General features: G+C 65.7%; 14 protein-coding genes. 5 read left to right on the top strand and 9 right to left on the bottom strand.

The annotated features are described in order from the left end of the window. Positions 1-342: 342 nt before the first annotated feature. Entirely contained in the window at positions 343-618 is a 276-nt protein-coding gene (locus ACWDRB_RS67090; RefSeq protein WP_449912669.1) for a hypothetical protein, read from the top strand. 25 nt (positions 619-643) lie between these two features. Here ACWDRB_RS67090 and ACWDRB_RS67085 read toward each other — a convergent pair whose 3' ends face one another. Beyond that, complete coding sequence (locus ACWDRB_RS67085; protein WP_449912668.1) at positions 644-928, bottom strand: hypothetical protein; 285 nt, start codon at positions 926-928, stop codon at positions 644-646. Between the two features lie 314 nt (positions 929-1,242). On the opposite strand from ACWDRB_RS67085, the gene ACWDRB_RS67080 reads away from it, so the two are divergent. After that, entirely contained in the window at positions 1,243-1,884 is a 642-nt protein-coding gene (locus ACWDRB_RS67080) for a hypothetical protein (RefSeq protein WP_449912667.1), read from the top strand. 34 nt (positions 1,885-1,918) lie between these two features. Here ACWDRB_RS67080 and ACWDRB_RS67075 read toward each other — a convergent pair whose 3' ends face one another. The 6 genes from ACWDRB_RS67075 to ACWDRB_RS67050 all read right to left on the bottom strand — a co-directional run bounded on the left by ACWDRB_RS67075 (position 1,919) and on the right by ACWDRB_RS67050 (position 8,652). Beyond that, positions 1,919-3,256, bottom strand: a complete 1,338-nt coding sequence (locus tag ACWDRB_RS67075) for a sensor histidine kinase (RefSeq protein WP_449912666.1) — start codon at positions 3,254-3,256, stop codon at positions 1,919-1,921. A gap of 1,531 nt (positions 3,257-4,787) precedes the next feature. After that, on the bottom strand, positions 4,788-5,705 hold the full coding sequence (locus ACWDRB_RS67070; protein WP_449912664.1) for an NADP-dependent oxidoreductase: 918 nt from the start codon (positions 5,703-5,705) through the stop codon (positions 4,788-4,790). A 232-nt stretch (positions 5,706-5,937) separates the two neighbouring features. Beyond that, positions 5,938-6,330: an MmcQ/YjbR family DNA-binding protein gene (locus ACWDRB_RS67065; protein WP_449912663.1), complete on the bottom strand. Its 393-nt coding sequence runs from the start codon at positions 6,328-6,330 to the stop codon at positions 5,938-5,940. Positions 6,331-6,488: 158 nt separating this feature from the next. Beyond that, complete coding sequence (locus ACWDRB_RS67060; protein ID WP_449912662.1) at positions 6,489-7,136, bottom strand: nitroreductase family protein; 648 nt, start codon at positions 7,134-7,136, stop codon at positions 6,489-6,491. Between the two features lie 60 nt (positions 7,137-7,196). Continuing rightward, positions 7,197-8,021, bottom strand: coding sequence for an isocitrate lyase/PEP mutase family protein (locus ACWDRB_RS67055; RefSeq protein ID WP_449912660.1), 825 nt, complete (start codon positions 8,019-8,021; stop codon positions 7,197-7,199). A gap of 82 nt (positions 8,022-8,103) precedes the next feature. Beyond that, complete coding sequence (locus tag ACWDRB_RS67050) at positions 8,104-8,652, bottom strand: carboxymuconolactone decarboxylase family protein (RefSeq protein WP_449912658.1); 549 nt, start codon at positions 8,650-8,652, stop codon at positions 8,104-8,106. Positions 8,653-8,789: 137 nt separating this feature from the next. Between ACWDRB_RS67050 and ACWDRB_RS67045 the strand changes: the two genes are divergently transcribed. Further along, positions 8,790-9,485 (top strand): TetR/AcrR family transcriptional regulator, encoded by a 696-nt coding sequence (locus ACWDRB_RS67045; RefSeq protein ID WP_397375611.1) that lies wholly within the window; start codon positions 8,790-8,792, stop codon positions 9,483-9,485. An 83-nt stretch (positions 9,486-9,568) separates the two neighbouring features. Here the strand turns inward: ACWDRB_RS67045 and ACWDRB_RS67040 are convergent, their stop codons facing one another. Both ACWDRB_RS67040 and ACWDRB_RS67035 read right to left on the bottom strand, forming a co-directional pair. After that, entirely contained in the window at positions 9,569-10,021 is a 453-nt protein-coding gene (locus ACWDRB_RS67040) for a tyrosine-type recombinase/integrase (RefSeq protein ID WP_449912657.1), read from the bottom strand. 27 nt (positions 10,022-10,048) lie between these two features. Then, positions 10,049-10,585, bottom strand: a complete 537-nt coding sequence (locus ACWDRB_RS67035; protein WP_449912656.1) for a hypothetical protein — start codon at positions 10,583-10,585, stop codon at positions 10,049-10,051. 147 nt (positions 10,586-10,732) lie between these two features. On the opposite strand from ACWDRB_RS67035, the gene ACWDRB_RS67030 reads away from it, so the two are divergent. Further along, on the top strand, positions 10,733-11,785 hold the full coding sequence (locus ACWDRB_RS67030; protein WP_449912654.1) for an integrase core domain-containing protein: 1,053 nt from the start codon (positions 10,733-10,735) through the stop codon (positions 11,783-11,785). A gap of 587 nt (positions 11,786-12,372) precedes the next feature. After that, a complete protein-coding gene (locus ACWDRB_RS67025; RefSeq protein ID WP_449912653.1) occupies positions 12,373-12,525 on the top strand; it encodes a hypothetical protein in 153 nt (50 codons plus the stop codon). The last annotated feature ends 160 nt before the right edge of the window (positions 12,526-12,685 follow it).

The following is a 12,685-nucleotide window of genomic DNA, read 5'->3' as shown; positions in this document are numbered from 1 at the left end:
CGTCTCGGGGCACCCAGAACTTGCGCCAGCCCGCCACATCAGCCCCTCTACTGAACCGGAACAACACGCCTATTCAATAGGGAATGGCAGACCGGCAGCAAAGACTGGCCGATCGACACGACCCAGTGGCTGTCCCGTTTCGAATGATCTTCTTTGATCGCAATGCGCTGAGCAGGGCGTGTGGAATGTAGGTGAGACAGGCATGGGGTCGGATTCTCAGGTCGTGTTGTCAGCGAGGCATGGATTCGAGCAGGCGTCTCAGCCTGTGTTGTCGGCGGGATCGTTTCGGCGTTGCGGGCGAGGCTGAAGTAGCGGTAGAGGGTGGTGCGTGAGGCTTTGAGCTTGCGCGGCGATGTCGGCGACGGGTGTTCCGTCGGTGTGGAGCTTGACGGCCTGGATGACTTGCTGGTCAGTCAGGGCCGGTTTGCGGCCTCGGGCGCGGGCTTTGGCGAGGCCGTCGTTGGTGTTGGCGGTGACAAAGTCTCGCTGGGGTTCCGCGAGGGCGGAGAGCATGCCGAACAGGTCGCGGCCTTCGAAGTGTTCTGCTTGATGACCTGGAGTCGGATGCAGCGGTTGGTGAGTTCGGTGCCGAGGACGACGAGATTCTGGATGGAGTAGAACAGCCGGTCGAGCCGGGTGATCTTCAAGGTGTCGGTTGGTAGCCGGGTGCCACGCGGGCGCGGACTTCGTTGATGAAACGGCGGAGGTCGAGCAGGGATCCTATGGCCGGTAGGCGCCTGAGCTCGGGTGCGGCAAGGATTTCCGCGAGGGCGACGACTTCGGGATAGGCACAGGCAGGCTCGGTGAGGGCCTGCTGCTGGTTGCCCGGCCAGCGCGGCCCGCGGAGCATGGTGCGGCGACGATCAAGGGCCTTGGTGCATTTCTTGCTGTTCCACCAGCTCCAGCGGATCCGGCTGGCTTCAGTCATGGTCTGGGCGGCGTGCTCCTATCCGTGGCGGTGGATCATGCGCAGATGACGGCTGTTCGCGAGGGAGATCTCGGGCAGAGCAGCGATGTCGAACTGCTGGCCGAGAGATCCGGTCCATCGTTGATGGCGGCTGCAGATCACGCTGCCGGGTGGAACCCATCGGCTGGCGTAGCGGATGTTCTTGACAGCCAGACAGAGCCGGCAACCGGGCTGGATCCTCCATCCGGGACGGAGGCGGTCGCGGGTGCCGGGGCCGAGCGGCCGGTCCGGCAAGTACCGCGCAGTGGCGAGCGGGGCGACCGAGCCGACTGCTGGTGCGGCTGACGCTGTTGGCGGCCGCCTTCGCGGTGGCGGCCTGGGCGTGGAGCTGGTGGGCGGGATTGGTGGCCGCCGCGATGGTGGCGATGGTCGACAGCGTGCAGCGCTGGAGGGTGCATTCGCCGGCGGGGGCCTGGCGCGAGGGCGCGATCGGGGAGCGGGCCACGGCACGGCGGCTGCGTGCGCTGGACCTGGCCGGGTACGCGGTGCTGCATGACCGGCAGTTGCCGCGGGCGCGGGCGAATGTTGTAACCATCTGGTCATCGGTCGGCCGGCGTAATCGTGATCAGCTCGAAACGCTGGCACCGCAGCACGCGCATCTCCGGCCGCCAGGCCGGTTGTGGATCGGCCGACGCCCGGCCGACACGCTGGTGAAGGCGGCGGCGTTCGAGGTGCGCCGCGTCGCCGAGCGGCTGCGCGCGGCGGGCTGGACGGTTCCGGTAACGGCGGTGGTCGCGGTGCACGGCGCGCGCCTGCTCCGCTGGGGCGTGTTGACGGTGTCCGGCGTGACGCTGCTGCGGGCCAGTCGAGTGTGCGGCTGGATCCTGCGCCGCCCCGCCCGGCTGGACGACGGCCAGGTGGCCTCGCTGGGCGCGGCCGCCGAGCGGCTCTTCCCGCCGTACGCGCCGTCCGGCTGATGGGCCTATCTGTAAATGCGGCTCCTGGTGCGCGTCAGGCGCCTGCCCCTGATGCGGCCGTTGCGGGAGCTCCGCTGATGAGTGGCAGCCACAGCACGAACCTGGCCCCGCGTGGGGAGTCCTCGACGGTGAGGGTGCCGTGGTGGTTGTGCGCGATGTCGCGGGAGATGGCCAGGCCGAGCCCGCTTCCGCCGGGGTCGCGGCGGCGGCCGTCGTCGAGGCGGACGAACCGTTCGAAGACGCGTTCGCGGTGGGTCGGTGGGATGCCGGGCCCGTCGTCGGTCACCGTGACCGCGACCCTGTCGTCGGCCGGCTCGACGCTGACCTCCACGGTGGACTCGGTGTGCCGCAGAGCGTTGGCCAGGAGGTTGTTCAGCACGCGGATCAGCTGCATGCGCGAGCCGCGGACCTTCAGTCCGGCGGGTGCGTGGAGGGTGATCGGCACGGAGGTCGGCGCGGCCGAGGACTGCGTGCTCACCTCGGTGGCGACGAGCTCGCCGAGATCGATCTTCTCCGGGGGTAGCGGATCGGTGGCCCGGAGACGGGCGAGCAGCAGCAGGTCGTTGACGATCGCTTCCAGCCGGCCGGCGGTGGCGAGCGAGCTGCGGAGCGCGTCCTGGGCGTCGACGTCGTCAGGGTAGAGCAGCGCCTCCTCCAGGTGTGTGCGCAGGGCGGCGATCGGGGTGCGCAGCTCGTGGCTGGTGGTGGAGGCGAACTGGCGTAGCTGCTCCACCGCGGCCTCCAGCTGGCTGAGCGTCTGGTTGGCGGTGGTGGCGAGCCGGCTGATCTCGTCGTTGCCCTGCGGTTCGGGGACGCGCAGGCTGAGGTCGCTCACCGTGATCTGCGAGATCTGGGTCCTGATCGCCTCGACGGGACGGAGCGCGCGCCCCACCAGCAGCCATGCGGTCCAGGCGGCGATGCCGGTGACCAGGACGATTCCGGCCGCGAGGGCGTATTCGAGCTGATGGGTGGCCAGCAGGTCCGGCTCTGGAAGGCCGGCGTAGACGACGCCCGCGTCCGGTGCCGGGGTCAGGCGGATGGCGTGCAGCAGGATGCACCGGTCGTTCGGCGGGCACTCGCGGTAAGGCTGGACACGGGCGTCGGGCGGCGGCCGGAGCCGGCTCAGCGGCACAGTCGCAGAAGCCTCCCGGCTGGAGTTCACGACTCGGTGATAGCCGTCCACGACCTGGATGAGGTCGACCGGCGGGTCGGCGGGTATCGATCGTGGCACGATGCCGCCGCGGGCGACCGGGCTCCACTGGCTGGCCACCCGCTCGGCCTGGCGGAAGGCGCCGGACTGGATCCGGGAGCGGATGGCCAGGTCCAGCGTCGCGCCGAGCACCACCAGGATGCTCAGAGCGAACAGCGCCACGATGAGGGTGCACCGAGCGCGGACGGAGCGCGGGCGTGGGCGTGGAAGGAGTGGCATGTCACCTCCGTAGGTCAGAGGCCGTCGAACCGATGCAGGACCGGAGCCTTCGATAGCACGTCAGTCATGTGCCTTCACCAGCTGCCCGGCCACGGTGTCGAGCGGTTCCCGCCAGGACTTCGCGAATCGGTCTGAAGCCGCCGTCATAGTCGTCGGTGTCCGCGTCGTCGCTCGTGACAGTGTCCGCTCCTTTGATGGCGGTGGTCCAGTGGATCGTGTGTCGTGGGCGGAGTCTTGGTGGGCCGATAAAGGACTATATAGTCCCGTTTCAGGGCTGCAAAATCCTCGGCCTGTCGATCCGACCAACCCGTGACACCGAGCCGGAACCGGTCACCGTGTCCGCGAAATGACACTGTCTCCAGCGCAACCTCGCGGCTTACCCCGTCGAACCCGCTCTTCCCTTCCCCATCGCGATACCGTTATGGCCTGCTCTTCAGGCCCTGACGCGGCACCCAACCCCCCTGGGCGAATCTGGCCGCCGTCGGCATGGAGCACTTGGTCAGATGGGTGACCCATCGTGACCCGACGGCCCCGTGCGACCGGGATGTCCCGAAGAAGTCGGGATAACACACAGAGCCAGCTAGGAAATTCGGGACCATAGAGTCCAATTTCCTGTACACGACAGGGCCGTTACGGAAAGGACCAGTACGTCGAAGCTGTCGGCGTAGGTGAGCGGTGGCTCGTCGGGGACGTGTGCGGGGATCATGTGAATCGCTCTGGCACGGTTGGATCGCTTCCGGCGCCGGGTATGGGTTGCCGGCCGGTTCCCCGTGGGAGCCATTCGGTTGGCCTCGGGAGCGGGTGTGGGACTCAAGAACTCGAGTACTGCAAGCGCAGAGCCCTTCGTCCGGTGGGAGGAAGGGCTCTGGGGCGCCGAATGACTGGTCCGGGTCACCTGGGATCATGTTTCGTGATCTTGTCGATGGTGTACGCCGTCACCCGGCGTCTGTTGTCTGAGGTGCCCACCTCCAGCTCATGCTGAACGCCGGTAGCGCCGCCCTCGCCATGGCCGACCTGCCCGACATCACTTCATGAGGTTGTTCACAGCAGATCGAACAGCGTGGGCTCGTGCCCGAGGCCCTCGATCTGAGGGACGGCGAGGTCCTTCGACTGGGGCCGCCCGTACCACCTCGCGTGGTTCTTCCATACGAAGGCATGCTCGCAGAGACCACCGACTCCCTCCCCACCTCGGCATCAAGAGAGTCTGTGACGAGGTGCGGCGAGGATTGCCGACCGACCCGAGGGAAACGTTGACGAGGCGGGCTGACGCGATGCGCCGGTCAACGTTTTGGGATGTGTGCATCGCCCGTCAGCACCCGTCTATATCGTTGTTCGAGAAGGTCATATGTGTACCCGTCGGGCCCGCCGCACGGATTAGATGACCCGCTCGCGCGGCGGACCCGACGCTGCTTTCCGCGACGAGTCGCTTCGACTGGCCGCTCGGCCCCACCGATCAGAGTGTGGCCATCACTCCCTACGGGCGTACACGAATGACTGTCTTCCCCTTGCGTCGCTCGGCTGAGTTGAGGGTTGCGACCGCGTTGTCGAGGGACGCGGTGGTTCCGATGTTCGTACGCAGCCGCCCGTCCCGGACTCGCTGCACGATCGCACCCAGCTGGGTGCGATCGGCCTCGACAACGAAATCGATCGCCAGGCCATCAGCGGGGCGGGCCTCGACCGGGCCCACGACCGACACCAGCGTCCCGCCGGTCCTGATCAGAGCCGCGGAGCTCCTCTGGACGTCGCCGCCGATGACATCGAAGACCAGATCGACGCCCCCAACGTCTTTCAGCGCGTCGTTCTCGAGGTCGACGAACTCATGCGCGCCGAAGTCGAGCGCCTTCTCACGGTCGGCGGCGCGTCCAGTGCCGATGACGTAAGCGCCGGCCTCACGTGCGAGCTGGGTCACCATCGTCCCGACTGCTCCGGCTGCGCCATGGGCGAGGACGGTCTGGCCGGCCTGAAGGCGGCCGTGCTGGAACAGCCCCTGCCACGCGGTCAGACCCGAGATGGGCAGGGACGCGCCTACCGTGAAGTCGACGTCCCCGGGCAGCGGTGCGAGGTTGCGCGCTTCAATCGCCACGTACTCCGCGAGGGTGCCGTCGCGGTGCCAGTCGGCGAGGCCGAACACCCGCTGCCCGACCGACAGCCCCGTCGTGCCGTAGCCGAGGGCGGTGACCACTCCGGCCAGCTCGTGGCCGGGGATCGACGGTGTCTTGTCACGGCCGGCGCGATCGGTCCAGGTCGATGGCCACTCCATCTCTGTCGGGACGAAGCCCGATGCATGAATCTGAACGATGACGTCGTTGATCGCCGCGGGCGGCTCAGGCCGCTCCGTCAGCGTCATCCCGGCCGTTCCCGCGGCCTGGTCGGTTACCACAATGGCTTTCATTGAGATCGTCCCCTTCCTCGTATGTGTTCGTAACACGATCACGAGCGGTGCTTCTCCAGCCGCCTCCAGCAGATGAGGCTGCAGGCCGATGAGCCGCGTGCATCGTGAATTCGCAGGTCATGGGCCTGGCGTGCGTGGCGGTTCGGGTGCTTGCGCCGGTCGGTGCCGATCGCCGGTGCCGTGTCGCGCGCTCTGTTCTGGAGCTTCTCGCCGCTGATGGGCACGTCGAAGATCAGGCGCGGCGGCCGTAGGTGCGCGGATCCACGGGCTGCTCGGACTTGGGAAGCCCGCCGACCACGAGACGGTAGGAGTCGATCACGAGCTCCTTCACCAGCTTCTCGTCGATGGCGCCCCCGCCTTCCACCGTAATCCAGTGCTTCTTGTTCATGTGATAGCCGGGGGTAATGTCCGCGTACTGCTCACGCAGGGCTGCGGCGTCATCCGGATCAGCTTTCAGGATCACGACGGGGCGCCCCGGCATGTCGGTCATGAGCATGAAGACCTTGCCGCGCACCTTGTAGACCGTCCAGTCGGAGCCGAAACGATGCTCCAGGTGGGCGCCGGGCAGTCCCACAGTGCAGTCGCCCGCGATCTTCTGCAACTCATGTCCGTCCAAGGTGATCAACTCCTCTGTCGATCCGAGTGCCCTAACCGCCGGCCAAGGCCCAAGGTGGCGTCTCCCGCATGGCCGCCACGAACGGCGGCGCCCGCACGCCGGCAACCTCAACAAGATCGTGTTACGAGCACTATGTGTTGTTGTGGGTTTGGTTTCCGGGTGGGTGTTTAGATGAAGGTGAACAGCCGGTCGGCGTCGAATCGCGAGATCGGCGTTGTATACACCCTCTCCGGGTCGGGGTAGCCGAGGGCCAGCAGCACCGTCGTGCTGTGTCCGGTCTCGCGGATCTTGAACGCCTTGTCGACACTGGTCGGGTCGAACCCTTCGAGCGGCGTGGCCTCGACGCCGAGCTCAGCGGCCGCCATCATGGTCAGGCCCACCGCCATGTAGGTCTGCTTCTCCATCCAGTGGTTCAGGTCCTTGTAGCTGTAGTTGCGCAGGTTGAGGAAGTCTCGGGTCATTGATTCCCACAGCTCCTGCTTTGACGGGTCAGGGAACCGGCCGTCGGCCCTCTCCTTCGTGAACACCGCCTCGAGGTGGCTGTCGGGTAGATCTGCCCGGGTGGTGAGGATGATGGTGTGCGACGCGTTCAGGATCTTCTCGGCGTTGTCCTGGAATCGTTCGCCCAGGTTGTTGGCGAGCCGCTCTTTGCCTTCGGGCGTGGCGAGGACGTAGAAGTGGTTGGGCTGTACGTTCACCGATGACGGCGTGGAGCGCAGGAACCTCAGCAGCTGCTGAAGGGTTTCCTCCGGAATGGTCTTGCTGGGGTCGAAATACCTGGTGAGGTGCTTGTTCATGACCTTGTCGATATTCATGCTAATCTGCCTTCTTCTTGCGATGGGTGGGTGAGGAGCGGTGGTTCGCGGCGTTTTGGGCTAGTTCGCGCCGCGGGCAAGTAGTTCGCTGATGCGCTCGAAGCTGATTCCTGTCGTCGCGGCGGTGAGGTCACCCGCGACGAGAGCCTTGGTGGCCTGTTCGAGTGCCTCCATTGCGTGGGTGTAGAGCGCTGGACCCAAGCTGATGCGCTTGATCCCGGCCTTCTGCAGTTCAGCGACGGTCAGCACCTTGTCCCCCGGCGAGATGAGGACGTTGACCGGTGTCGGCGCGACGGCGGTGACGATCGCGACGAGTGCGTAGAGGTCGGGTGGGTACGGGGCGTAGAGCACATCCGCGCCGGCCTCGGCGAAGGCCGTCAGACGCCGGATGGTGTCGTCGAGATCGGGCCGCCCCTGGATGAAGTTGTCGGTGCGGCCGGTGACGACGATGCGCCCCTTGGCCGCCTCGACGGCGCTGCGTATGCGGTTGACTGCCTCGTCGAAGTCGCGGATGGGTTGATCGGGATTGCCCGAGGTGTCTTCGATCCCGATACCGGCCAGGCCGGACTCGACGGCGGCTTCGACGGTCGCGGCGACATCTTCAGGCGTGTCGCCGTAGCCGTCCTCGAAGTCTCCGTTGACGGGCAGCCCGGTGAGCCGGCTGAGCAGCCGCGCATGCTCGAGGTGCTCGTCGCGGGTGACTTCGTGACGTCCGTCGGACCGGCCGAGTGTGGTGGCGAGTGCCGCCGACGATGTCGCGATCGCCTCGAAGCCGGCATCGGCCAGCATCAACGCCGAGAGGCCGTCCCATGCGTTCGGCATGACGAGGCCACCGTCGCGGGTGTGTAGCGCCATGAACTTCTCATAGAGTTCGGAGCCTGGCATATCGCATCTTTCCTGAGTGATCGTTTGGGGCAGTGAGGGGTTTACCGGGCTGTGTGCGCGGCCTCGACGGGCGTCGCGGCGATCAGCCGGGCGTACCGGCCGAGTTGACGGCGGGGATGTCGATGTCGGTCTGGTTGACGTTGTTGATGAAGTTGGTCAGCAGGACCTGCACCGCCACCGTGACGATCGCCAGGATCTGCGGGTCGGTGTACCCAGCGCCTCGCACAGCCGCAAGGTCGGCGTCGCTCACCTGACCGCGGCTCTCCACCACCTGCTGAGCGAAACGAGCGACCGCGGCGCGCTTGGGATCGATCGAGCTCCCGGCCCGGGCCAAGTCGATGTCATCGCTCGACATGCCACCGAGTTCGGACGATACGTATGTGTGTATCGCCAGGCAGTAATCGCAACCGTTGGCTTGCGACACGGCGAGCGCGATGGTGTGCCGCGCCTTCGCGTCCAGAACCCGGCTCAAGGTGCCCTGCAGTGTCATGACGACGTCGAGGACGGTCGGATTCGACGCGAGAGTCGCGAACATGTTCGGGACGAAGCCGAACTGTGCGCCGACGTTGTCGAGGATGCCCTTCGCCCCGTCGGGGACGTCGTCAGGAGAGGGAACGCTAAGGCGTGACATTGGAAATCAACTCCGATCGATGGGAATGGTCGTCGTCAGCCGACTCAGGCGACAGTTTTGGGCTAGCCAGCCCATTTTTAGAGTGAACACTGCTCACGACTGGGCTGTCAAGCCCAATATTCGGTATCGTGTGAAGCATGAAGCCCACGAAGGGAGCCCGGGAGCCTCGCAAGCTCACCGACAAGGGACAGGCCACGCGGGCCCGAATCCTGGAGCACGCCGCGGAGCTCATCTACACCAACGGCGTCCACGCCACGAACAACGAGCAGGTCCGTCACGCCGCCGGCGTCGGCGGATCACAGCTCAACCACTACTTCCCGACCAAGGAGAGTCTCGTCCTGGCAGTGATTGCCTGGCAGGCCGAGCGCGTACTAGCGCTCCATCGCAGTGAGCAGTTCTCCGGCTTCGACACCCTCGACACGTTTCGGAAGTGGGCGGCGTTCTACGTCGGTTACGAACGCGCCTACCAGGAAGGCTGCAGCCTCGGCTCCCTCGCGAGCGAGATCATCAAGACCGACCTCGACGTTCACGATGAACTCGCGAGCGCGTTCGACCAGTGGAGAGGCATCTTCCGCGATGGAATCCAGCACATGCAGCGACTCGGCCGTATGAGCACCGAAGCAGATCCCGCGCAGTTGGCCAACCTGCTCCTTGCTGCCTTCCAGGGCGGCATGCTCCTTGCCCAGGTCGCCCGGGACATCTCTCCGCTGAAGGACGCGTTGCAGACGGCCATCGACTACGTGGAGACCTTCGCGACCACGAGGCCGGACGGTCCTATCGCTGGATCGGCCAGCAGATTGGCGTCACCGCCCGAGCCGTCGAAGGCTCCGTGAAATACCGCCAGCGCCGCCAGAAGCCAACGCTGAGGTGACAACACCGTCGTGAAGGAACACAGGCTAGGACTCCGCCTTCAAGATCATCCCGTGGCGGCTTTCTGGACGGGCAGCACTGGATGGGTCGCGATCAGAGCTGCGACAGACTCAGCGGCGGCGGCTGCGACCTCGGGATAAACGCTGGTGTAGGTGTCACGGGTAAAGGTGGACGACACGTGCCCGAGCGTTTCCTGGACGATTTTCAACTCGACTCCCGCGGCCAGCATCATCGTGGCCGCCCCATGGCGGAGGTCGTGGAGGCGAACGGGTGAGAGTCCTGCCTGGTAGGCCAGCCAGTAGAAGGCATCAGTCAGGTGGTGCGGATGCAGCGGCCGGCCGAAACTATCGGTGAAGACGAAGCCGCTATCGACCCCCGTCTCGCCTGCGGCCAGCCGCTCTTTGGCTTGCCGTTTCTTGTGCTCCTTGAGGATCGCCATGGTCTCGGCGTCGACCACGACCGTGCGGTCGCTGGCCTCGGTCTTCGGCTTGCCCTGCACCGGCCGCCAGCCAAGCTAGGTGATCTGCTAGTGCCCTCCGATCGTCGCCTCGCGGAAGTTGACGTCGATCCAGCGCAGCCCCGCCGCCTCGCCACGGCGCAGCCCGCGCAAGGTGATCAGCCGGTAGAGAGCGAACAACCGGTCTCGCCGGGCGAAGGCGAGGAAGACCGAAGTCTGTGGGGCGGTCCACACCATCACCCGTGACGGCCGAGGCGCACCGACGTAGACCGCGATCGGGTCGACCCGCTTGCCACCGCGCAGGCGCCGGGTTCTGTCCAGGAGCGCTTCGTGATCCAGGCGCCATAGTGTGCCCCTTCCCTCGGTCCACACCACTGGCTTGGGCCGTACGGCGGGCGGGAACTCGACCGCGGCGGCGGGGTTGAAGTCCAGCAGCCGGTCCTGCTTGATCGCCACGTTCACCGCGTGGCGCAAGGTGGCACGGATGCGATGCATCGTCGATGGTCCGACCGGACGCCGGTAGCGAACCCTGGCCTGGCGGGCCGGGTCGCCGCTGGCCCGCTCGGTGGCGATGACCTCGTTGAACTCCTCGATCGCGTCGAACATGCCCGCGATGTTGGAGACCCGCAGCCGATCCTGTCCCGCTCGAAAACACGATTTCGTGCTCTGAACTGGGGTTTGCTGAATGATCAAGGCAGCGGCTGCGACCATCGCTAGGTGTTGCTGTCGCTTGTCTACCGGTTGGTGAGGGGCTTGTTCGACCTGCTGACGGTGCTGGTCCGCTCCGATCTGTCCAAAGAGGCTGAGGTGCTGGTGCTCCGTCACGAGAACCAGGTCCTCCGCCGTCAGCTCGGCAGCCGGCCTCGGTGGGGTGGCGCCGACCGTCTCTGGCTTGCGGCGTTGTCGCGACTGATACACCACCGCCGGTGGGCGGAGGTGTTCCCGGTCACCCCGGCGACGATCCTGCGTTGGCATCGCAGTCTCGTGGCGCGTAAGTGGCCTTTCACAGACAGGCGGCGTCCGGGACGGCCCTGCACCCGCCGACCGGTCAAGGCACTGATTGTGCGGATGGCGCGGGAGAACCCGAGCTGGAGGCATAGAAGAATCCAAGGCGAGTTGGCCGGGCTGGGCTACAACATCGCGGTCTCCACGGTGTGGGAGATCCTGCACGCCGCCGGTATCGATCCGGCACCCCGCCGAGCCGGGCCGACCTGGCGGCAGTTCCTGACCGCTCAGGCCCACGCGATCATCGCCTGTGACTTCCTCGTGGTCGAGACGATCACGCTCAAACGGCTCTACGTGCTGATCTTCATCGAGCACGGCACCCGACGACTGCACCTGGCCGGCGTAACCGCACACCCGACCGGGGCCTGGGCGGCCCAGCAAGCCCGCAACCTGGCGATGAACCTGGGCGACCGCATCACCCGGCTACGGTTCCTGATCCACGATCGGGATCCGCTCTTTACCTCGGCGTTCAGGGAGGTCTTCACAGCTGAAGGGCTGCGGATCATCACCACGCTGCCGCGGACGCCGAGGATGAACGCCATCTGCGAGCGCGTCATCGGCACGCTGCGCCGTGAACTTCTGGAGCGGATTCTGATCCTCAATGAACGCCACCTGGCCCGTGTGCTCCAGGAGTACCTGATCCACTACAACCGGCACCGGCCGCACCAGTCCCGGCAGCAACGTCCCCCGGACACCGCAGCGCAGCCCGCTCACGACGTGACCGACCTCAACGACCAGCGGATCGTCCGCCGAAAACCCGTCGTTGCCAGCATGATCAGCGAATACCACCACGCCGCTTAACCGCAACTCAGGACCCATAACTCAATATTCGAGCGGCACACCATTTCAATCATCATCGCCCGCATCAGAGCCGTTCCCTCCGCCCGCCCTTGCATGACCCCAGCCAGGTGATCGACATGATCGCCCGAATCCACCGCCGAAGGACCGTCACTGGACTGATCAACGAGTACCACAGAGCGGCCTGATCGCCCTATGAACGCCCAGCTCAGTAACCGTATCCACGTTTTAGCACCGCACAGGTGGAATCTTGGCTTCTCACACCTCCGACACTATGGCTAATGAGTTATCTTTTCTAAGATTAATATTGCTATGGCGTTATGCTCTGGGCGGCGTGATCAGAGCTGAACCCGCTCGATTAGTTTTTGGTGGTGGCGCGGCGGGAGCGCTTCATCGAACGCTCCTTGGGTGAGTTCCATGCGGGGGTGGCGGGCTGGATGCGGCCATCGGCGAGAGGTTATGCCTTGCGGGTTATCTGTACATGGCAGAACAGGTCTTTGAAGGCATAAGAACCTGTCCTCTACGGTCGCAATGGCCCTACACCGCTGCACCAGGAAGGTCGCAGCCACGGACTGATCCACCCTGAGCAGATGGGGCCCAACCGTCCCGGACCGAACGGATACGCTGACCAGCCGCTCGGCATCGACGGGCTCTACCTGGGCAGTGCCGGTTGCCATGGCGGCCCCGGCATCACCTTCATCCCCGGCTACAACGCCGCACACGCAGCACTCGCCAACGACTGAGCGCCCTGGCAAGCCCTGTCTGCGCGCCGCGAGTTCAGTGACGTGATCTCAGGGAATTGCCGGTAGGTAGTTGTGCTCGAAATGGGTGAGGACAAGTGCTGCGCGGGCGATGTCGCCGATTCTGCTGGGGCTGACAGTGATGTGCTGGAGGGTCCGCCAC

This window comes from Nonomuraea sp. NPDC003707 (assembly GCF_053587055.1).
Note: the sequence above shows the minus strand (reverse complement) of the source record. Positions and strands in the feature narration are given on the sequence as shown.